Annotated in this window: 19 protein-coding genes; 12 read left to right on the top strand and 7 right to left on the bottom strand. The window is 59.9% G+C overall.

All coding sequences use genetic code 11. The annotated features are described in order from the left end of the window. Position 1: 1 nt before the first annotated feature. Positions 2 to 340 carry a helix-turn-helix domain-containing protein gene (locus C4J88_RS06985; RefSeq protein WP_104911949.1) on the bottom strand — a complete coding sequence of 113 codons (339 nt, stop codon included), beginning with the start codon at positions 338 to 340 and terminating at the stop codon, positions 2 to 4. A 241-nt stretch (positions 341 to 581) separates the two neighbouring features. Here C4J88_RS06985 and C4J88_RS06980 point away from each other — a divergent pair, with 241 nt between their 5' ends. Both C4J88_RS06980 and C4J88_RS06970 read left to right on the top strand, forming a co-directional pair. Next, positions 582 to 1238: a helix-turn-helix transcriptional regulator gene (locus C4J88_RS06980; protein WP_104911950.1), complete on the top strand. Its 657-nt coding sequence runs from the start codon at positions 582 to 584 to the stop codon at positions 1236 to 1238. A 636-nt stretch (positions 1239 to 1874) separates the two neighbouring features. Beyond that, a protein-coding gene (locus C4J88_RS06970) for an IS3 family transposase (RefSeq protein ID WP_124406544.1) occupies positions 1875 to 3238 on the top strand; the annotation gives its coding sequence in 2 pieces (ribosomal slippage) (positions 1875 to 2340 and positions 2340 to 3238; 1365 coding nt in all). A 133-nt stretch (positions 3239 to 3371) separates the two neighbouring features. On the opposite strand, the gene C4J88_RS06965 is transcribed toward C4J88_RS06970, so the two are convergent. Together C4J88_RS06965 and pobA are read right to left on the bottom strand one after the other, a co-directional pair. Then, positions 3372 to 4886 (bottom strand): MDR family MFS transporter, encoded by a 1515-nt coding sequence (locus tag C4J88_RS06965; protein WP_256659094.1) that lies wholly within the window; start codon positions 4884 to 4886, stop codon positions 3372 to 3374. Positions 4887 to 4952: 66 nt separating this feature from the next. Next, the gene (gene pobA / locus C4J88_RS06960) at positions 4953 to 6137 is read right to left on the bottom strand and encodes a 4-hydroxybenzoate 3-monooxygenase (RefSeq protein WP_177412941.1); all 1185 of its coding nucleotides are present in this window, start codon (positions 6135 to 6137) and stop codon (positions 4953 to 4955) included. A gap of 187 nt (positions 6138 to 6324) precedes the next feature. On the opposite strand from pobA, the gene C4J88_RS06955 reads away from it, so the two are divergent. Then, positions 6325 to 7203, top strand: coding sequence for a helix-turn-helix domain-containing protein (locus C4J88_RS06955; RefSeq protein WP_124366234.1), 879 nt, complete (start codon positions 6325 to 6327; stop codon positions 7201 to 7203). 28 nt (positions 7204 to 7231) lie between these two features. Here the strand turns inward: C4J88_RS06955 and C4J88_RS27370 are convergent, their stop codons facing one another. Continuing rightward, the gene (locus tag C4J88_RS27370) at positions 7232 to 7408 is read right to left on the bottom strand and encodes a hypothetical protein (protein ID WP_164484515.1); all 177 of its coding nucleotides are present in this window, start codon (positions 7406 to 7408) and stop codon (positions 7232 to 7234) included. A 98-nt stretch (positions 7409 to 7506) separates the two neighbouring features. Continuing rightward, entirely contained in the window at positions 7507 to 8412 is a 906-nt protein-coding gene (locus C4J88_RS06950) for a LysR family transcriptional regulator (protein ID WP_124406541.1), read from the bottom strand. 106 nt (positions 8413 to 8518) lie between these two features. Here C4J88_RS06950 and C4J88_RS06945 point away from each other — a divergent pair, with 106 nt between their 5' ends. The 4 genes from C4J88_RS06945 to C4J88_RS06930 all read left to right on the top strand — a co-directional run bounded on the left by C4J88_RS06945 (position 8519) and on the right by C4J88_RS06930 (position 12545). After that, positions 8519 to 9385: an MBL fold metallo-hydrolase gene (locus C4J88_RS06945; RefSeq protein WP_124406540.1), complete on the top strand. Its 867-nt coding sequence runs from the start codon at positions 8519 to 8521 to the stop codon at positions 9383 to 9385. 34 nt (positions 9386 to 9419) lie between these two features. Beyond that, positions 9420 to 10034 (top strand): NAD(P)-dependent oxidoreductase, encoded by a 615-nt coding sequence (locus tag C4J88_RS06940; RefSeq protein ID WP_124370003.1) that lies wholly within the window; start codon positions 9420 to 9422, stop codon positions 10032 to 10034. Positions 10035 to 10277: 243 nt separating this feature from the next. Continuing rightward, positions 10278 to 11465 carry a cyanate transporter gene (locus C4J88_RS06935; RefSeq protein WP_124406539.1) on the top strand — a complete coding sequence of 396 codons (1188 nt, stop codon included), beginning with the start codon at positions 10278 to 10280 and terminating at the stop codon, positions 11463 to 11465. Positions 11466 to 11603: 138 nt separating this feature from the next. Continuing rightward, entirely contained in the window at positions 11604 to 12545 is a 942-nt protein-coding gene (locus C4J88_RS06930; protein WP_124406538.1) for a LysR family transcriptional regulator, read from the top strand. A gap of 82 nt (positions 12546 to 12627) precedes the next feature. Here the strand turns inward: C4J88_RS06930 and C4J88_RS06925 are convergent, their stop codons facing one another. After that, a complete protein-coding gene (locus tag C4J88_RS06925) occupies positions 12628 to 13551 on the bottom strand; it encodes a LysR substrate-binding domain-containing protein (RefSeq protein WP_124361748.1) in 924 nt (307 codons plus the stop codon). Positions 13552 to 14628: 1077 nt separating this feature from the next. Between C4J88_RS06925 and C4J88_RS06920 the strand changes: the two genes are divergently transcribed. Together C4J88_RS06920 and C4J88_RS06915 are read left to right on the top strand one after the other, a co-directional pair. Next, entirely contained in the window at positions 14629 to 15936 is a 1308-nt protein-coding gene (locus C4J88_RS06920) for an MFS transporter (RefSeq protein ID WP_124366228.1), read from the top strand. Then, the gene (locus tag C4J88_RS06915; protein WP_124406537.1) at positions 15933 to 16691 is read left to right on the top strand and encodes a substrate-binding domain-containing protein; all 759 of its coding nucleotides are present in this window, start codon (positions 15933 to 15935) and stop codon (positions 16689 to 16691) included. Before C4J88_RS06920 ends, C4J88_RS06915 begins: the two co-directional genes overlap by 4 nt. Here C4J88_RS06915 and C4J88_RS06910 read toward each other — a convergent pair. Further along, positions 16683 to 17585, bottom strand: coding sequence for a LysR family transcriptional regulator (locus tag C4J88_RS06910; RefSeq protein ID WP_065886461.1), 903 nt, complete (start codon positions 17583 to 17585; stop codon positions 16683 to 16685). The two genes, C4J88_RS06915 and C4J88_RS06910, sit on opposite strands and share 9 nt — an antisense overlap. A 332-nt stretch (positions 17586 to 17917) precedes the next feature. On the opposite strand from C4J88_RS06910, the gene C4J88_RS06905 reads away from it, so the two are divergent. The 3 genes from C4J88_RS06905 (at position 17918) to C4J88_RS06895 (ending at position 19959) form a co-directional block, all read left to right on the top strand. Further along, entirely contained in the window at positions 17918 to 18199 is a 282-nt protein-coding gene (locus C4J88_RS06905) for a type II toxin-antitoxin system ParD family antitoxin (RefSeq protein ID WP_177412808.1), read from the top strand. Continuing rightward, complete coding sequence (locus tag C4J88_RS06900; protein WP_124406536.1) at positions 18196 to 18513, top strand: type II toxin-antitoxin system RelE/ParE family toxin; 318 nt, start codon at positions 18196 to 18198, stop codon at positions 18511 to 18513. Before C4J88_RS06905 ends, C4J88_RS06900 begins: the two co-directional genes overlap by 4 nt. A 219-nt stretch (positions 18514 to 18732) precedes the next feature. Further along, on the top strand, positions 18733 to 19959 hold the full coding sequence (locus C4J88_RS06895; protein WP_124406535.1) for an MFS transporter: 1227 nt from the start codon (positions 18733 to 18735) through the stop codon (positions 19957 to 19959). The last annotated feature ends 244 nt before the right edge of the window (positions 19960 to 20203 follow it).

Below are 20203 nucleotides of genomic sequence, written 5' to 3'. Positions count from 1 at the left end.
TTTATCCCTCCGTACCGGTTTTACGGTGTCGAAGGGCATAACCTGGGTTATGCTCTTGGCTAGAAGTTGCGTTGTGTTCAGCACGCTGTACCCGAATACGGTGTGGAGTGCCGTTTGCGTTCCAACGTTCGGGCCACAGGTCGATTGGCTTGAGGCCGAGCGCACGCGCAATGGCTCGCTCCATTCGCGGATATGCGGTGCGCTTGGCGTTTTTGACGGCAGCGTCTGTAACGTCAAGCTCACGCGCCAATGTGGCGAGTGACGTACCTCTGGTACGAAGTTGGTATTTGATCCATTCCCATCGCTGGGCTGGGTCAAGCGGGATTTCGGTTTTGTTCATGCCTAGCGTCCATTCATAAACACCGGCAAGGGTGTTTTTTTGGGATGTCTAACGTTACCTAGGGCATAAACATAGCCAAATATAACTACGTGGTAAAGCGAAAAATGGCTTTTCGCTTTCCATCTTTGGCTAGATGGTGGTTGATTTTGTCTATCTCTTTGATCTGTAAGGCTTTATCGAGAAAGCGAAATTTCGCTTTGTGCAGGGATGCCGTTTCGGATAGCTCAAGGGAGAAAGCGAAATGAGTGAAGGGCTTGCGGAGCGTATTCGGCAATGCGCCGAGATAGCGGGAAGTGGCGACGAGCTGGCGCGACTTACCGCTATCCCCCGACGCACTCTTGAGTATTACCTCACCGGGCAGAGTGAGCCCAAGGTGGCGCGGTGTGTAGACATCGCTAAGGCGGTCGGCGTCGACATTGGCTGGCTGGCTTCTGGTGAGGGGGAGAAGTTGAAAGGAGCCGCGTCCCAGTCTGTTGCGGAGGACAAGTACGCCTACGTGCCGCTGTACGATGCGCACTGTAGTGCGGGGCACGGTGCTTGGAGCGAAGGGGCCACTGTCCTAACCCAGCTTGCGTTCACGGCGTACTCGCTTCGCAAGCAAGGCCTGGACGCAGCGCGACTGTCCGCAATCCGAGTGGACGGGGATTCGATGGAGGGCCTGCTAAGCGATGGCGATACTGTGATGATTGACCACAGCCGCAGTACGCTTGAGGGAGAGGCTGTCTATGTCATCCGGCTGGATGACCATCTCTATGCGAAGAGGCTCCAGCGGCAGTTTGACGGGTCTATTCACATCATCAGTGAGAACAAGGCCTACCGCGATATGGTCGTCCCCAGGGAGCAGTTGAACGATCTGGAGATAATTGGGCGCGTGGTGTGGGCTGGCGGCTGGATTTGACTCGCAAGGTATAATATCAACCTACAGAGGCGGCGTTGACGCCCGGTGCCAAAGGTTTCGCTAAACTGGCACCAGGCCAACGCCTGAACTCAATTTGATCTGTCTATTGCTTGGCGACGCTTTGGCATTGGTTTGAGTAACAGCGCATTCCTCAACCCCTTGCCCCGCCTGGCCTGTCGCACTATCTCCCGCCATATCCCGGTTCATCCCACTGACTTCCTACCGGTGCCATATCTAGAACCTCCCCACAGCCTTCGAGCCGACCTAATCATTGAAGCGTGCGCGGTGTGGCTTCTACTTCCTCAGACGCTGACGAAGTCAGCAATCTTTTGATCTTGCTCTTGCTCTTGCTCTTGCTTTGGATCTTGATCTCAGTCGCCCCGTTAAACCACGCTGGCCGAACGCAGGCTTGAATCCGTGGGTAACCCGGCAGGACGCCGGGTTAGCCGCCCTGCGCCATGGATGGCGCATGGCGGCGGCCCACGGATTCAAGCCGGAGTGAGGGCATGCCGAGCCTAGGCGAGGCACCGAGTGGTGGGGCGAGGACCTTTTGGTTACTTTTGGGTCCTTCCAAAAGTGACCCGCTGTTGAACTGCCCCCAAAAGTTGGACACCTGACCCCTCGGGAGGGTGTTCCATGACGAAATACAACCTAGCACTCAAGCAATCACTGATTGAAGAGTGCCTGTCTGCCAGTAGCGTTCATGAGGTGGCCCTCAAGCATGACTTGAGTCCATCGCTGCTGCGGCGCTGGGTCAAGGGTTTTGAAAAGCACGGCGCCTCTGGCTTGATTGCCAAGTACAGCCATTACGATGCCCAGTTTAAATTGAAGGTTTTGCAGTGCATCGAACAAGACGGACTGTCGGACCAACAGGCCTGTATACGGTTTGATATCCGTGGTCCAAGTAGTATCAGGCAGTGGCGAAAGCTGTACGATGAAGGCGGTGTAAAAGCACTACAACCGCATCGTCTTAAAGAGCCCAGCATGCCCCGCAAACCTTCCAGGCAACCCAAAGCAAGTCCTGCTCTTCCTGCGGACGCAGGACTGACCCCTGAACAAATGCTCGCAGAACTGGCCTATCTGCGCGCGGAGAATGCCTATCTAAAAAAGCTCGATGCCTTAATCCAAGCGGATCCCCGTACTGCGCAGCCAAAAAAACGCAGACCGTCCAAGGATTGAGGCATGAGCATCCACTTGCTCTGTTGCTACGTGCTGCGGGACTTGCACGCAGCACCTTCTATTACCAAAGCAAAACACTGCTAACCGACAAGCATGCCGACCTTAAAGATCGCATCCGCAGCGTCTATCACGGGCATAAGGGGCGTTACGGCTACCGCCGCATCACCGCGACCCTTGGAAACAGTGGTGAGTTGATCAATCACAAGAAGGTGCACCGGCTGATGCAGATGATGGGCCTCAAGTCGCTGGTCAAAGTGAAGAAATATCGTTCTTACCGGGGTGCTGAAGGGCTTGTTGCGCCCGATCTGCTAAAGCGAGAATTCAAGGCAGAAGCCCCTAACCAGAAATGGACAACCGACGTGACGGAGTTCAAGGTGAACGGGCAAAAGCTGTTTCTCTCGCCTCTCATGGATTTGTACAACGGCGAGATCCTGGCTTACCAGATCAACCGACGTCCCGAATTCAGTATGGTTTCGATGATGCTGGAAAAAGCCTTCGGGCGACTGAGTCGAGATGAAAAACCAATACTGCACTCTGACCAGGGTTGGCAGTACAGACAGCCTACCTACCGACACATGCTGGCCGAAAAGGGCATCGAGCAGAGCATGTCTCGCAAGGGTAATTGCTTGGACAATGCCGCCATGGAAAGCTTTTTCGGCACGCTCAAGAGCGAGTTTTTCTATCTGGAATCATTTGAGAGTGTGGAGCAGTTGGCATCAGGCATAGAGGATTACATCGCCTACTACAACCAAGACCGCATAAGCCTCAGACTGAATGGCTTGAGTCCGGTAGAATTTCGGACCCAGGCACTAAACCAATAGCGTCCCCTGTCCAACTTTTGGGGGGCAGTTCATGTAAGAGCGGAACCGCCAGCCGGCGTTACCGCAGAAACGGATATGTACACAGTCAACCCCAACGACCTGGTCGGCCCAGAGGCCGCCACGCCCCCAAGCCTCAGCGCTTATCCCCAAGCCCCCGCAACACCCGATCCGGCATCACCACCGCCGCCACCAACCCCAACAACGACACCCCCGCACTCACCATCAACAAATGCCGAAACGTCACCGCCAACTCCCCTCGCAACGCATCCCGCGCCGCCCCAGGCGCAGCGTTAAGCCCATCAAGCAGCACATTGCCAGAGCCCCCCTCGCCCACCAACGCACCACTGGCCAAATGAACAAAACTCCCATCCTGCAACAACGCCAACAGCAACGCCGACATACACGCCACCCCCACCGCCCCACCCAGGGAGCGAAACAGGTTGGTCGTACTGGTCGCCACGCCAATATCACGCTGTTCCACCGAATTCTGCGTCCCCACCAACGAAGTCGGAAACTGCATCCCCGCAGCAATCCCGCACAGCAGCATGAACAATGACGTCAGCCCGACTGCCTCAGGCGCACTGTAGGCCATGCCGAAAATCGCCAGGGGACTCAACACCGCGCCACTGAGGATCATCGGTTTATAGCGGCCCGTCACCGACGTCCTGCGCCCGGCGAAATAGGCGCCCATCGGCAACCCCATCGCCAGGGGCAGCAGGTGCAGGGCCGCGCTGTCGGCACCGGCGCCGGTCACGGTCTGGTAACGCAGCGGCATCAGCACGGTCAGGGAAATCGCCTGGAAGCTGGTGATGAAAATCGTGCACCAGCACAACACCGCGCTGCGGTTGACGAACAGGTGCATGGGCAACAACGGCTCCGGCGCGCGGCGTTCATGCCATACGAACACGCTCAACGCCAACAGCGCACAGGCCAGCAGCCCGAGCACTTGATCGTCACGCCAGGCATGGCCCTGGCCGATTTGCGTGATACCGAGCAACAAAGCGGTCAAGCCGATGATCATCAGCACGGTGCCGAGGTAATCAATGATCGGCTTGCGTTGCGGCACCGGCAACCCTACGAGGGTGCGATGGGCCACGTACCAGGCAACTGCGCCCAACGGCAGGTTGATCAGGAACACCCAGCGCCAGGACAGGTATTGGGTCATATAACCGCCCAACACCGGCCCGGCGACGCTGGCCACCGCGTACATGCTGCTGAAATACCCCTGATAACGCCCGCGTTCACGAGGTGGGATGATGTCGCCAATGATCGCCTGGCTCACCGAGACCATCCCGCCGGCACCGATGCCCTGGAGAACCCGCGCCAGCACCAGTTGCTCCATGCTTTGCGCCACGCCACAGAACAGCGAGGCGACGGTGAACAGCCCCATGCCGATCAACATCATCGGCCGCCGCCCATACAGGTCGCCGAGCTTGCCGTAGATCGGCACCGCCACCGTCATCGCCACCATATAGCCGGAGATCACCCAGGCCAGCAGGTTGACGTCATGAAATTGCGCAGAAATGGCCGGCATCGACACGGCGACGATGGTCTGGTCCAGCGCGCCGAGAAAGATCGCCAGCATCAGCGCGGCGAGGATGCTGCGCACGGCGGGAACGGTTGGAGTGGGCGGATTGAGAGCAGTCACGGCAGAACCTTCGAGCAGGGCCCGCAGGCAACGGCAGCCTGCGGGAATGCCGAATACGATAGCAGGCTATTCGATAGCTTCGTAAGGAAGCCCGACGTAATTTTCCGCGATGGTCTTGCGCCCCGCCTCGGAGTTAATGAAGTAATCCAGCTCGCTCTCGGCAATGCGCTGGCTGAAGCCGTCCGCCTCGGGAAATTGATGCAGCATCGAGGTCATCCACCAGGAAAACCGTTCGGCCTTCCACACCCGCCGCAGGCAGATGGCGGAGTACCGCTCGAGCAACTCCACGCGCCCATCGCGATAGACCTTGAGCAAGATCCGAAACAAGGTGTTCACATCACTGGCCGCCAGGTTCAAGCCCTTGGCGCCGGTGGGCGGCACGATGTGCGCGGCATCGCCGAGCAGGAACAGGCGCCCGTACTGCATCGGCTCCACCACGAAGCTGCGCAGCGGCGCGATGCTTTTTTCAAGTGACGGCCCGGTGACCAGCCGTTCAGCCAGGTCGGCGGGCAGGCGGGTTTTCAGCTCATCCCAGAAGCGCTCGTCCGACCAGTCGGCCAAAGGCTCCTGCGCGGGCACTTGCAAGTAGTAACGGCTGCGGGTCGGCGAACGCATGCTGCACAGCGCAAAGCCACGGGGATGCTTGGCGTACACCAGCTCCGGATGCACCGGCGGCGTATCGACAAGCATGCCCAGCCAGCCGAACGGATAGACGCGCTCGAACACCTGCAGCGCTTCGGGCGGAATCGACTGACGGGCCACGCCGTGAAAGCCATCACAACCGGCGATGTAATCGCACTCCAGGCGAAAAGCCTGGCCCTGATGCTCGAAGGTCAGCCATGGACGTTCAGTTTTCAGGTCATGGGGTTGTACGTTCGAGGCTTCATACAATGTCGTGGCGCCGGCTGCTGCACGGGCGGCCATGAGGTCGCGGGTGACTTCGGTCTGGCCGTAGATCATCACCGACTGGCCGCCGGTCAGGGTCTTGAGGTCGATGTGCGTTAGTCGGCCATCGCGCGCCACGGCGAAACCGTCATGCACCAGGCCCTCGGCGTCCATACGTCGGCTGACACCGGCCTCGCGCAGCAGGTCGACCATGCCTTGCTCCAGCACCCCGGCGCGGATGCGGCCTTGCACGTAATCGGCGGTTTGGCGCTCTAGGATCAGGGTCTGGATGCCAGCATTGTGCAGCAACTGGCCGAGCAGCAGTCCGGACGGACCGGCGCCAATAATGGCGACTTGGGTTTTCAGCGTTTTCATTATTCTTATGGCCTGCAGGCTTCACTCGAACCGAACGAGTGAAAGAGTTGTCAGTGGACGTGTGGCTGACATTTTTCACTTGAGCGAGCAGCATAAGAAGGTGAAAACTGTTTCAAAGCCTGCGCTTTTTGCCAATCGGGGCGATTACCGACCACTTCCTGAGTATCGGATTGAAACCATGACCAACACCGCGATTCCGGTCTTCAAGCTTTACGGGGAAAGCCAACAGTGGCCGACCCCCGATTTGTTGCACTGCGAAACCATTTCCCGGCGCAGTCGGGAATACCAGTGGGAAATCCAACCCCACCGGCACGCGGATCTCTGCCAGCTGCTGTACGTGCACAAGGGCCAGGCACACCTGGAAATCGAAGGCCAGCGCACCACGCTCAACGAAGCGAGCCTGCAGGTACTGCCGCCGCTGTGTGTGCACGGTTTTCGTTTTTCCGAAGATGTCGAAGGTTACGTGGTGACCCTGTCGGCGCCCCTGGTCAGCCACTTGCAGGCGCAACTGGGCAGCACGGTCGATGGCCTGCACGCCCTGGGTAACTACCCGGCGGGCAAGGACAGTGATTACCTCAACAACCTGTTCACCCGTTTGCAGGACGAGTACGCCGACGATCAACCGGCACGGGACATGATGATGCACGCCCTGGTCAGCGTGCTGCTGGTGTGGGTCAGCCGCCAGGCGATCCAGCGCCGCCACCCCAGGGTGCCACGCAGCCGTGAATATTTCCGACGCTTCACCCAGTTGGTCGAACAGCATTACCGCGAACACCCCAAGATTGAAGACCTGGCCCACAAGTTGGGCATCTCGGTCTCACACTTGAATGGGACGTGTCGGGAATTGGGCGGGCAGCCAGCCTTGCAGATCATGCATGACCGCCAATTGCTGGAGGCCAAGCGCCTGCTCACGTACACCAGCATGACGATCAATGAAATGTCGGAAGTGCTGGGGTTTTCCGACCCGACCAACTTCTCACGCTTGTTCCGCCGCAGGGTCGGATTCTCACCCAAAGCGTTTCGCGAGCAGCTGAAGGCCGATAGCCCGCAGCAATAAACATCGGCGGCTTGCAGCGTGTCCGGCATCAACGCAAGGCACTGAAACTGCCGCTGCGGGGCACACACATATCCTGATGGCAACTGATCGCAAAGGTGGGCTGCATGCGCGTCTGTTCCACGCGATAAGCGGCCGTCCCGTACAGCGCGGTAGCCAATGCGCACAGGCTGAAAATCATCAGGTACTTTCTGGTTTTAATACTCATGACACACCTCTGAACAGATCTATACGGTGCTGTTTAAAGCATAGGTCAGTCCGGGCAAGTTGCCATGATTGCAGGCCATTCAGCCCGTTTATGTCGCCTCAGAGACCGGCATCCCAAGCGGGCTCCTCGGGAAACCGCAGCACCAGAAAATCCAGCAGACTGCGCAACGCCGAGGGCATGTGCTTGCGCGAGGCGTACACCGCATAGATATTCATCTGCCGTGGCTCGGCTTCCGGCAGCAAGCGCACCAGTTCACCGCTGCGGATCAGGTCGCCGGCCTGATAGCTGGGGAGCATCGCCACCCCTGCCCCAGCCAGCGTTACGCGCAATAACGTACTGGCCTCGTTGGCGGTGATATTGCCGTGTACGGGCACCGACACATGCTCGCCGTTTTCCTCGAAATGCCACAGGTTCTTGCCGAAGTAGGAGTGGGTCAGGCAGTTGTGCCGGGCCAGGTCTTCGACTTTCTGCGGCGCCGGATGCTCCAGCAGGTAAGCCGGCGTGGCGCATACCACCGAGCGGCATACGGTCAGGCGCCGGGCGATCAGGTTCGGGTCCAGGTCGTTGCTGGTGCGGATCGCCAGGTCGATGCGCTCATCCACCAGGTTCACCGTGCGATCCAGCATCTGCAGGTCGACCGTCACCAACGGGTAGCGTTTGACGTATTCGGCAATGGCCGCGCCCAACTGCGCCTGGCCGAACGAGGTGCTGACACTCAGGCGCAGCAGGCCCCGCGGGGTCTCATCTGGCTCGCTGACGGCGGCCTGCATATCAGCGCATAGCTCCAGCAATTGCCGACAACGCGGCAGGGTTTCACTGCCGGCGGCCGTGAGGCTGAGCTTGCGCGTGGTGCGGTGCAGCAGGCGCGCGCCGACCCAATCTTCCAGTTCGGCCAGATAGCGCGAGACAACTGGGCGCGACAGGTCCAGATGATCGGCGGCGGCAGATTGACTGCCCAGGTCCACCACGCTGACAAACACGCGCATTGCTTGAAGACGATCCATGATTTGCCCGATTTCAGAAACAAACTATGTCCCAGCATCGCATTTTTTGTGATGTTTTATGCAACTAAGCTCTGTGCACCCCCTTACCGATGGCAGGAGCTGCCCGATGTTCTCGACCTTCAAACGCTTGACCCTGGCGACAGCCGCCCTGGCCTTCAGCGCCCACGCACTGGCGGCAGAGTTGAAACTCGAGGTGTACAACCCCGGCGAAGCCGCGATTTTCCCGGTCAGCTCGGTGCTGGTCAGCGGTGCCAAGGACGCGATCCTGGTGGACGCACAATTCGGCAAGGGCCAGGCCGAGCAACTGGTGCAGAACATCCGCGCCAGCGGCAAACACCTGACCACCATCTACATCAGCCACGGCGACCCGGACTACTACTTCGGCCTCGACACGCTCACCGCCGCATTCCCTGAGGCGAAAGTGCTGGCGCCCCAACCGGTGGTCGACCATATCAACGCCACCGTCGCCGCCAAGCTGGCGTTCTGGGGCCCGAAAATGGGCGCCGACAAACCGGCCAAGACCGTCGTGCCACAGGTGCTCGAAGGCCACAGCCTGACGCTGGAGGGACAGGAGTTGGAAGTCATCGGACTGGACGGCCCGCAGCCGGATCGCAGTTTTGTGTGGATTCCGTCGATCAAGGCCGTGGTCGGCGGCGTGGTGGTCGCGCAAAACATTCACCTGTGGATGGCTGACACCCAGACCCCGCAGTCCCACAAGGATTGGCTGGCCACCTTGCAACGTATTGCAGACTTGAAGCCGACCACCGTGATTCCGGGCCATTACCTGGGCACGCCATCACCGGCCTCGGTCACGTTCACCGCCGACTACATCAAGGCCTTCGACAGCGAAACCGCCAAGGCCAAGGATTCCGCCGCCCTGATCGCGGCGATGAAAAAGCGTTACCCGACCCTCGCCGACGAAAGCTCGCTGGAATTGAGCGCCAAAGTCGCCAAGGGCGAAATGAAGTGGTGAATGGTTTTAAACCCTGACCTGACTGGAGAACGTCATGAGCAAGATCGCAATCATTGGTGCCACCGGCCGTGCCGGTAGCCAACTGCTGGAAGAAGCGCTGCGCCGTGGGCATACCGTCACCGCCATCGCGCGCAATACCGACAAACTGGCCGCACGCCCAGGCGTCACGGCCAAACGCGTCGATGCCCTGGACGCCGATGCCCTGCAACAGGCCGTGAGCGGCAGCGATGTGGTGATCAGTGCGGCGCACTTCGCCACCTTGCCTGCCAGCGCCGTGATCGGCCCGGTCAAGAAGGCCGGGGTCAAACGCCTGTTGGTGGTAGGTGGCGCCGGTTCGCTGCTGCTGCCGGACGGCAGCCGGGTGATCGACAGCCCGGGCTTCCCGGCTGAATACAAAACTGAAGCCAGTGCGGGGGCCGAGTTCCTGGAAACGCTGCGCCAGGAAAAGGAGCTGGATTGGACCTTCCTGTCGCCGTCGGCCCTGTTCGATGGAACCGAGCGCACCGGTAAATTCCGCCTGGGCCAGGATGATCTGCTGGTCAACACTGACGGAACAAGCTCGATCAGTTTTGCCGACTACGCCATTGCCATGCTCGATGAAGTGGAAACCCCCAAACACTCGCGCAAACGCTTCACCGTTGGCTACTGACACAACAGGGTCAAACTTGTGGGAGGGGGCTGCTCCCGATGGCGGTGTATCAGTTAAAGATGTTCCCACTGAACCACCGCTATCGGGAGCAAGCCCCCTCCCACATTGAATCCTCAGTGCTGTGGCAATTTGCGCAATTCGCTGGGGCATAAAGCATTTTTTCAATAGCCCCAACGACTTTCTCATTTGCCTGCCCTCGCCCACCCGTGGCCTGATTCGCCCTGGTTCATTCAAGGCAGGCCCATGGAAAACGTTCAGGCAAAACCCACCACCGCCGTGTGGCTGATGATCAGTGTGGTGCTGGTCGCCCTCAACCTGCGCCCGTCGATGGCGGCCGTGGGGCCTTTGTTGTCGTCGATTCGCGCTGAGGTGCCGCTGAATTTCAGCAGCGCGGCCTTGCTGACCATGTTGCCGGTGATGGGCATGGGCCTGGCGATGTTCTTTGGCATGGGCCTGGCCAGGCGCTTTGGCGAACACCGCAGCATCGTGGTGTCGCTGCTGGTGATCGGCGTGGCGACAGTGTCGCGGCTGTGGCTGGATTCAGCGCTGGAGCTGATTGTCAGCGCCATTGCTGCAGGCATCGGGATCGCGCTGATCCAGGCGTTGATGCCGGCGCTGATCAAGTCGCGCTTCAACGCTGACGTTTCGTTGTTCATGGGCCTGTATGTCACCGCGATCATGGGCGGCGCGGCACTGGCCGCCTCGTTTGCGCCCTTTGTGCAAGTGCACACCGGCAGTTGGCGCATGGGTCTTGCGATATGGGCGGGGCTGGCGCTGTTGGGGCTGGTGTTCTGGTACGCCCAGCGCTCGGCGTTGCCGCCCTTGCCGCAGGTCGACAGCGGTCCGCAGGCGTCGTTTTTCGGCAATCGCCGGGCCTGGCTGCTGGCGCTGTTTTTCGGCCTTGGCACGGCATGCTACACCTGTGTGCTGGCGTGGCTGGCGCCGTATTACGTCGAGCAGGGCTGGAGCGAACAGCAGGCCGGTTTGCTGCTGGGTTTGCTGACCGCCATGGAGGTCGTCTCCGGCCTGGCGACCCCCGCCATCGCCAATCGGCGCAGGGATAAACGCGGCGTGGTCGCGGTCTTGCTGGTGCTGATCATCATCGGCTTCTGCGGCCTGATCCTCAGCCCGCAGCACCTGAGCCTGGTGTGGCCGTGCCTGCTCGGCCTGGGAATCGGCGGCCTGTTTCCGATGAGCCTGATCCTGTCCCTCGACCACCTCGACAACCCGCGCCGAGCCGGTGGCCTGACCGCGTTCGTGCAGGGCGTCGGCTACCTGATCGCCGGCCTCTCGCCGCTGATCGCTGGGATGATCCGCGACCAATTGGGCAGCTTCGAATGGGCCTGGTGGTCATTGGCGGCCGTGGTGGTGGTGATGCTGCTGATGGTCACGCGCTTCAATCCCGCCCATTACGCGCGGCATATCCGCTGAGGTCGTGTTGTAAACACTTTTTGTCCCACTCAAAACATAGAAGAGTCCTACAGAGCTTTCTATTGGTACGAGCGTTCCGTTAACATTTTGCGCAGTCTTGTACTGAGTTCGGTACAAAGGGTTTTACGGACGGAACCGATGCTAAACAGTAACTTGCTCAGAAAGCTCGATATGCAGGACTTGATGGTGTTTATCGCTGTCTACGACCAGAGCAGCGTTACCGACGTGTCCGAAACGCTGTTCGTCAGCCAATCCACCGTGAGCTACAGCCTGAAGAAACTGCGCACCAGTTTCGAAGACGAGCTGTTTATCAACACCCGTGCGGGCATGCGTCCGACGTACAAGGCCACCACGATGTACGGCCATGTGCAGAAAATCCTCGAAAGCATCAACCTGTGCCATGCCGGTGGCCAGGCCTTCGACCCGACCCGCAAGGCCGTGACCTTCAATGTATGCGCCCCGGAATACTTCGAACAGTTGATCCTGCCGCGCCTGCTGAAAAACTTCGACCGCGCCGACCTGCCGGTGATCGTCAACGTGCGCAAGCTGGAAGCCGAGATTCCCGCCGACGACTTGCGAGAAGGCCGCCTCGACCTGGTGATCTGCTTCGGCCCCAATTTTCACCGTGCCCATAAAGACTTCAAGACCCAAATGCTGCTTGAAGATGACCTGGTATGCGTCTTCGATAAACGCGCGGCGCCCCGGGAACCGGCATTCGGCCTGCAGGCCTTCGTCGAGCGGCGCCACGTGTTCCCCACGCCCTGGACGTCCGACACCAACATGATCGACGGCTGGCTGGCGCGCCAGGCCCACAAACGCCAGGTGATCGCGCGGGCCAACAGCTACAGCGCGGCGTTGAAGATGATCAGCGGCACCGACTTCATCGTGACCCTGCCCCGCCGCGTGCAAAAGCTGCTGGCGTCGACTGCGGCGTACGGGTTTTGCGAAGCGCCGAATGGTCTGCCGGGCTTCACCCTGGATATGCAGTGGAATGAAACCAGCGAACAGGACAACGCCAATACCTGGTTTCGCGAGCAAGTGGTGAAGGTGTGTGAGGAGCAGCTGCAAGCGGCAAGTTAAAAGCGGCAAGAGGTGCCGGAGTGGCTGTTAGCTTGGCGCTTGCAGCTTGTCACTCCCTGCGGCTTCTTTGCGAAACGCTGAATCAGACTTGGACGCCGAGCCCTCGATCACTCATGAACGCCTCCAGCCGCGAGCGCATCCAGCGTTCTGCCGGGTCGGTGTCGACGTGGCTGAGCCAGACCATCGACAAGTCCAGGGTCGGCGTTTCAAATGGAAACGCCTCGCAGAACAGGTTCCCGCCGGCGGCCATGGCCTGGGCCGTGTAGTCCGGCAGGCTGGCGATCATATCGGTGCCGGCGAGCAGCGCCGGTAGCGAGCTGTATTGCGGCACCGACAGCACCACGTGCCGCTTGCGGCCGATCTCCGCCAGCCATTCATCGGCAAACCCGGCCACGTTGGCGGTGTGGGACACCAGCACATGGGGCCGTGCGCAATATTCGTCGAGGGTCAGCGGTGTGTCGGACGCATCGGCGCGCAACAGGCAAGGCCGGATATGCCGCAGCAGTTTACGCTTGGCATTCGCCGGCAGGCCGCGGGTCTGGGTGATGCCGACGGTGATATCGCCGGAGGCCAGCAGGTCGGGAATGCGCCAGTAATCCACATGCTGTACCACGAACACCACCTGCGGCGCCTCCTGACGCAGAGCCCGCAGCAACGGCGGCAGCAGGCCGAACTCAACGTCATCGGACAGGCCGATACGAAAGGTCATGGTGCTGATGGACGGGTCGAAATCATGGGTCAGGCTCAGGGCCGACGACAGCGAATCCAGGGCCGGCGACAAGTGCTGGATGATTTCTTCGGCGCGTGCGGTGGGCTCCATGCGGTGGCCGACGCGAATGAACAACGGGTCATTGAACAAAGTGCGCAGACGATTGAGGGCCGAGCTGATGGTCGGCTGGCCGAGAAACAGCTTCTCCGCCACCCGGGTCACGTTGCGCTCGAGCATCAGCGCTTCGAAGACCACCATCAGGTTGATATCGGCCTTGCGTAATTCATTGCGATTCATCGGCGCCTGCCCCTTCCCCAAGACAAGCCGCAGTTTAGAAAGGCAATGGGGCGGCGTCTATGTCGGTCGACGCATCGGGTTTCATGTGGAAGTGGACTTGCCCGCGATTGCGGTGGGTCAGTAGAGGCATGGATTGACTGGCACACCGCAATCGCGGCATAGGTATCTACACAACTTTGGCGTAGCCCTGAACCTGTGGCGAGGGAGCTTGCTCCCGTGGCGACCTGGCGGCCTATAGCTATCTGACTGATGCCGCGCGATCCAAATGTGGGAGGGGCGGTGCGACGATTCGACTTGCCCCCGATGGCGGCCTGACAGCCGACCAGGATGTTGGATCAAGGCGAGTACATATCCGTTGCTGCGGTAACGGCAGCTTAGGGTTCCGCCCTTACGGCGTCTCACTTTTGAAAAGCGCAAAAGTAAGCAAAACGCTCTTGCCCCACCACTCGGCACCTCGCCTAGGCTCGGTGTGCCCGTAATCCGACAGTGATTTGGGGGGCCGCCGCCCCGCGCCATCCATGGCGCGGGGCGGCTAAACCGGCATCCCTGCCGGTTTACCCCCCAAATCACTGTCGAATTCCGGCCAGCGTGGTTTAACGGGGCGCCTAAGAGCAAGATCAAGAGCGACTCGCTTCGCATCGTGGTTACCGTTGGCTGCTACGAAGTTGTGTAGATACCTATGGTAATCGCGGGCAAGCCCACTCCCACATTTGGCTCGCGTCGTCCCCGACATCAAGGTTTCAAAGGGAATTCCTGATCCCGCTCTGAAAGCTCAGTCCCATCGTCGGGATGCTTCCAGGTTTGCGGTTTTTCTTCCTCAGGTCGTTGCCGAGGCTGTTCACGCTCCGGCTCATTGTGCTGTTTGTGTTCCTCACCCATAGCCACCTCCCATTCGTAAGCATTGAACCCAGCTTCAAGCGTAGAACAGGACCGACAATTCCGACGGCTCTTTCGATTGATAGCCAAGACGCATCAATCTATCCAAATTTGTCACTTATCATTTCTAAATGTGTCAGCCACTATCCCAAGTCTTAAGCGAAACAAGCACTTTAAAAAGAACGCTGGAGACACAAAACCATGACTAGCCCTTCCCGGCCTGCGGCTGCTTCCTCGAAAGCAGGCGCCGTACTGCGCGTTACTTCGGGCAACTTTCTCGAACAGTTCGATTTCTTTCTGTTCGGCTTCTACGCCACCTACATCGCCGCTGCCTTCTTCCCCGCCGCCAATGAATTTGCCTCATTAATGATGACCTTCGCCGTGTTCGGTGCAGGCTTCCTGATGCGGCCGTTGGGGGCGATCATCCTGGGTGCCTATATCGATGACGTGGGTCGGCGCAAAGGCTTGATCGTGACCCTGTCGATCATGGCCAGCGGCACGCTGTTGATCGTGCTGGTGCCCGGTTATCAGACCATTGGCCTGTGGGCACCGTTGCTGGTGCTGCTGGGTCGTTTGCTGCAGGGCTTCTCGGCCGGCGCGGAATTGGGCGGTGTGTCGGTGTACCTGTCCGAGATGGCCACCCCGGGCCGCAAGGGCTTCTATACCAGCTGGCAGTCGGGCAGCCAGCAGATCTCGATTGTGGTCGCCGCCGCACTGGGCTATGGCTTGAACGTATGGATGGAGCCGGCCGTCGTCGCCGACTGGGGCTGGCGCATTCCGTTCGCCGTTGGTTGCGTGATCATTCCGTTTATCTTCGTGCTGCGGCGCAACCTGCAGGAAACCGAAGAGTTCGCCAACCGCAAGCACCGCCCGACCATGCGTGAAGTGATGGCCACCCTGGTGAAAAACTGGACCGTGGTGATTGGCGGCATGCTGATGGTGGCCATGACCACCACCGCGTTCTACCTGATCACCGTGTATGCACCGACCTTCGGCAAGACCGTACTGCAACTGAGCACCTCCGACGCGCTGCTGGTGACGTTGCTGGTAGCGGTGTCGAACTTTGTCTGGCTGCCGATCGGCGGCACCCTGAGCGATCGCTTCGGCCGCAAGCCGGTGCTGGTCGCCATGACGGTGCTGACCGTTCTTACGGCTTATCCGGCGTTGTCCTACGTAGTCAACGCGCCAAGCTTTGCGCATATGTTGGAGACCCTGTTGTGGTTCTCCTTCCTCTACGGCATGTACAACGGCGCAATGATCCCGGCGCTGACTGAAATCATGCCGGTAGAAGTGCGCGTCGCAGGCTTCTCCCTGGCCTACAGCCTGGCAACTGCGGTGTTCGGTGGCTTCACGCCCGCGATCTCCACCTGGTTCATTCACATCACCGGAGATAAAGCGTCGCCGGCTTACTGGATGATATTCGCTGCGCTGTGTGCCTTGTGTTCTACCCTGGCGCTGTATCGCCGCGCCAATGCCCGTGGCCAGGTCATGCAGGGGGCTGCACAATGAAGCCGCTGTTCAAAACCCTCACGGCCTTGGTCCTCGGCGCCCTGGCGCTGTCAGCCCAGGCTGAGGAACTCAAGGTGATGACCTCCGGTGGCTTCACTGCCGCGTATAAATTGCTCGGCCCGCAATATGCCAAGCACAGCGGTGACACCCTCGACACTATCCTCGGCCCGTCCATGGGCAAGGCGCCGGAAGCGATTCCCAACCGCCTGGCCCGTGGCGAACACGCCGATGTGGTGATCATGGTCGGCTACGCCCTGGATGAGCTGATCAAACAAGGCAAGGTCGACCCCGCCTCCCGCGTGGAACTGGCGGATTCGCGGATTGGCTTGGTGGTCAAGGAAGGCGCGGTCAAACCATCGATCGGCACCGATGCCGAACTCAAGGCCGTGCTGAGCAAGGCCAAGTCAGTGGCGTATTCGGACAGCGCCAGCGGTGTGTATGTCGAGAAAGAGCTGTTCAAAAAGCTCGGCATGCCCGCCAAGGGCACCATGATCGAACGCGTGCCGGTGGGCGAACAGGTGGCCAAGGGTGACTACGAAGTAGGCTTGCAGCAGGTGGCGGAATTGTTGCCGGTCAAGGGCGTGACGTTTGTAGGCAAGATCCCGGAGGACGTGCAGTCCGCTACGCGTTTTGCAGCGGGCATTCCGGTAAACGCCGAACATCCGCAAGAGGCCAAGGCGCTGCTGCAGTTCATGGCGTCGCCCGAAGCCCAACCGGTGGTGCAGTCCACCGGCCTGGACTCGGTGTCACGCTGACCGAAACGGCATCTCCCGCACCAACCGCTCCAACTCCAGCGCCGCCGGCGGCAATGTCCGCCCGCGGCGCTTGATCAAGCCCACATTGCGCATCACCTGCGGCTCCACCAGCGGCACACTCACCAGGATCGGGTGTTCGCACGCCGGCATCGCAATCGACGGCACCATCGCCACGCCCAACCCCGCCTCCACCAACCCGATCATGGTAGTCACGTGGTGGGTCTCGCAGATACTCGGCTTTTTCACACGCACGCCACGCAGGGCCTGGTCCAGCAGGAAGCGGTTGCCCGAGGTTTTGTCCACCGTGATGTAGTCATGCTCATAGGCTTCGGTCCACGTCACGCTCTCACGCGCGGCCAACGGATGGTCACGACGACAGGCCAGCACATAGCGCTCCTGCAGCAACAACTCGAACTCCACTTCATCAGCCAGGCTGCCGCTGAAACTCACGCCAAAATCCGCCTCGCCACTTTCTACCGCATTGCACACTTCACCGGCACTGGCGTCCAGCACCCGCAGGCGAATTTTCGGATACAGCTTGTGGAATTCGGAGATGACGTGAGGCATGAAGTAATACGCGGTGGACGGCACACAGGCGATGGTGACGTTGCCCATGCGCGTGGACGCGACGTTACTGATGCCCATCAAGGCGATGTCGAGGTCGTCGAGCATGCGTTCGACCTGGGGCAGGAACGCCCGCCCGACCATGGTCAGGCTGACCCGCCGCGTGGTGCGCTCGAACAGTTTGACGTCGAGCGCGGATTCCAGCTTTTCGATACGCCGGCTGAGGGCCGGCTGGGAGATCCGGATGGCTTCGGCAGCGCCGCGAAAACTGCCCTTGTCTACCACGGCGCGGAAGGCTTGGAGGTCGTTGAGGTCGAAGTTGATGATCACGGGAGGCAGGCCAAAGTGGTCGGGGTGGCGGGCATTATCGTATGGGAGCCGGTGGGATGCCATGCGTGCCGGGCGGGCTGGCCGGGATAACTCTGTTACACATATGAAGTCATACATATCAGCAGCTTATCAGCGTCCCCAGACCACGCAATCGCCAAAACGGGTCAATACTTGCAGCCTTACCTACACAACGGGAGAGGCAACACCGCATGGAAACCTATCACTTCTGGATGGACGACGAGACGCCGGATATCGGCATCGATCAGCTGCTTCTTGCATCGCGCCAATGGTCAAGTAGGATTGAATCCTACTCACCTCTGGCGGACATCCAAATGCGCTCAACCCAGCAAATGAGCATCACGTTGCCCCTTGAAATGGCTGCCCTGGTCAAGGCCAAGGTGGCTGCCGGCGAATATGCCAGCGAAAGTGAAGTGATTCGCGACGGACTGCGCGTGCTGCTGGCACGTGACCGCGCCATGGACGACTGGCTGAGGGATGAAGTCATTCCGGCAGCGACCGCCCTCGAGGCTGAGCCTGAGCTCGGGCTATCCGCTGAACAGGTCCGCGAACACATGGCAGTCAAACGTCAGCGCAAAGGCACAGGGAAAGCGTGAGCTACTCGGTAGTCTTTTCGCCTGAAGCCCTGGCGCAACTCGATGCCCTCGAAGACTACATCAGCGATGTCGGCTCCCCGCCTGTGGCTGCGCGTTTTATCGACAATCTCGTCAGCTACTGTGAAAGCCTTGCCCTGTTTCCCTTGCGTGGCTTGCGTCGTGACGACCTGCTGACAGGCTTGCGCATCACCCATTATCGTCGCACCACCCTCATTGCTTTCAGGGTGAGGGCTGGCTGCGAAACGGTATCGATAGTGGGGATATTTTACGGCGGGCAAGACTACACGGCGTTGTTGCAGGGAGATGAGAGTTAACGTCCAACACTGGATAAAACAGCCTGCTGAAAACGGGTCAGCTGGCTCTTGGTATTTCTTCTCGCTGATTGAATAAGTGCACGCCTCGTCACATCGATGGCACTGATGATTACTATCGAAACGAGCGCCTGCCCGATTGCCCACACTGCTTCCTATAATCCCTTCCGAATTCCCTCCCCCGCCTGGCTTCAGGCGACATTCCTGTTGGAACCCAATCCCATGCCAAGCGCGAGCCAGGCCCCTAGCGGGCTTCCCGAACATAACCAACAAAGTGTCAAACAGCAGTGGCTGGCGATTCTTTCGGTCGCCGTGGGCGCATTCGCCTTGGTGACCAGCGAATTTCTGCCGGTGGGCGTGCTCAATGATGTCGCCAGCGATCTGGGCATCAGCGCCGGTCACGCTGGGCTGATGGTGACTCTGCCCGGCATCATGGCCGCGCTAGCCGCGCCGTTTCTGTCGGTCAGCATCGGCACCATGGACCGTCGCTATCTGCTGATCGGCCTGACGTTGGTGATGATCATCGCCAACTCGGTGGTGGCCTTCGCCAGTGACTTCAGCCTGTTGCTGTTCGGGCGTGTACTGCTCGGCATCAGCATTGGCGGCTTCTGGGCCACGGCCATTGCGCTCAGCGGAAGGCTGGCGCCCAAGGGCGTGGGCGTTGCGAAAGCCACCTCGATCATCATGATGGGCGTGACCCTGGCCACCGTATTGGGCGTGCCGGTCGGCACCTGGCTCAGCGGCCTGATGGGCTGGCGCATGACTTTCCTGGTCACCGCACTGGTGGGCATTCCGGTGCTGCTGGCGCAGGTTTTCCTGCTGCCCCGACTCACCCCGGAAAAAGCCATTCAGATCCGCGACCTGCCGGCCTTGTTTATCAACCCACAAGCTCGGGTCGGGTTGATCGCCGTACTGCTGATCGGCCTGGCACACTTTGCCGCGTACACCTATGTCGCGCCGTTTTTCAAAAACAGTTCAGGCTTTGACGGCCCGACGATTGGTTCACTGTTGCTGCTGTATGGCGTAGCGGGCGTGATGGGTAACGTCTTCGCCGGCTTCGCCGCCAACCGCAGCGTACGCAACACCCTGCTGCTGGTCGCGCTGATGATCGGCACCAGCACCGCGCTGTTCCCCTACTTCGCCACCGGCATGACCGGCGCCGCGATGCTGATCGCCCTCTGGGGCTTCGCCTTCGGTGCGTTCCCGGCCTGCGCCAGCATCTGGATGTTCGTCGTGGCACCCAAGGACGTGGAGCGCGGCATGCCACTGTTTGTCGCGCTGTTTCAGGTGATCATTGCCCTGGGCTCGTTCTTTGGTGGGCGGATTGTCGATCAGATGGGTAGCTCGGTGTTGTTGAGCCTGGCGACGGTGTTGGTGGGATGTGGTTTTGCGACGGTATTGGTGCTGGGGCGCAAGGTGAGTAATAGCCTGGTGGCGCAGCCTGCCTGACCGGGTTGAGACCGCGAAAAAGCCTGCTGAGCGTGAGTTCAGCAGGCTTTTTTCGCTCCAGCGGCAAGTATTAATCAACGCAACGCTGCTCGAAAACTGCCGGCTCTGCACAACGTAAGCACCTGTTTCGGAAAAGCTTGGTAATGAGAATTCCCACAGGGAGGCTTGTGTGCATAAGCCTCTGAGCTAGCCTCAAAAGGTCGCCGCCGTGGCGACATACTGACAGGATGCTTATATGCCAACG

Source organism: Pseudomonas sp. R4-39-08, from assembly GCF_003852275.1.
Classification (GTDB): domain Bacteria; phylum Pseudomonadota; class Gammaproteobacteria; order Pseudomonadales; family Pseudomonadaceae; genus Aquipseudomonas.
Note: the sequence above shows the minus strand (reverse complement) of the source record. Positions and strands in the feature narration are given on the sequence as shown.

Excerpts from the sequence above, each read along its gene's own strand:
- C4J88_RS06985 (WP_104911949.1), bottom strand. The coding sequence starts at position 340 with ATGAACAAAACCGAAATCCCGCTTGACCCAGCCCAGCGATGGGAATGG.
- C4J88_RS06980 (WP_104911950.1), top strand. The coding sequence starts at position 582 with ATGAGTGAAGGGCTTGCGGAGCGTATTCGGCAATGCGCCGAGATAGCG.
- C4J88_RS06955 (WP_124366234.1), top strand. The coding sequence starts at position 6,325 with ATGACCAACACCGCGATTCCGGTCTTCAAGCTTTACGGGGAAAGCCAA.
- C4J88_RS27370 (WP_164484515.1), bottom strand. The coding sequence starts at position 7,408 with ATGAGTATTAAAACCAGAAAGTACCTGATGATTTTCAGCCTGTGCGCA.
- C4J88_RS06950 (WP_124406541.1), bottom strand. The coding sequence starts at position 8,412 with ATGGATCGTCTTCAAGCAATGCGCGTGTTTGTCAGCGTGGTGGACCTG.
- C4J88_RS06945 (WP_124406540.1), top strand. The coding sequence starts at position 8,519 with ATGTTCTCGACCTTCAAACGCTTGACCCTGGCGACAGCCGCCCTGGCC.
- C4J88_RS06940 (WP_124370003.1), top strand. The coding sequence starts at position 9,420 with ATGAGCAAGATCGCAATCATTGGTGCCACCGGCCGTGCCGGTAGCCAA.
- C4J88_RS06935 (WP_124406539.1), top strand. The coding sequence starts at position 10,278 with ATGGAAAACGTTCAGGCAAAACCCACCACCGCCGTGTGGCTGATGATC.
- C4J88_RS06930 (WP_124406538.1), top strand. The coding sequence starts at position 11,604 with ATGCTAAACAGTAACTTGCTCAGAAAGCTCGATATGCAGGACTTGATG.
- C4J88_RS06925 (WP_124361748.1), bottom strand. The coding sequence starts at position 13,551 with ATGAATCGCAATGAATTACGCAAGGCCGATATCAACCTGATGGTGGTC.
- C4J88_RS06920 (WP_124366228.1), top strand. The coding sequence starts at position 14,629 with ATGACTAGCCCTTCCCGGCCTGCGGCTGCTTCCTCGAAAGCAGGCGCC.
- C4J88_RS06915 (WP_124406537.1), top strand. The coding sequence starts at position 15,933 with ATGAAGCCGCTGTTCAAAACCCTCACGGCCTTGGTCCTCGGCGCCCTG.
- C4J88_RS06905 (WP_177412808.1), top strand. The coding sequence starts at position 17,918 with ATGCGCTCAACCCAGCAAATGAGCATCACGTTGCCCCTTGAAATGGCT.
- C4J88_RS06895 (WP_124406535.1), top strand. The coding sequence starts at position 18,733 with ATGCCAAGCGCGAGCCAGGCCCCTAGCGGGCTTCCCGAACATAACCAA.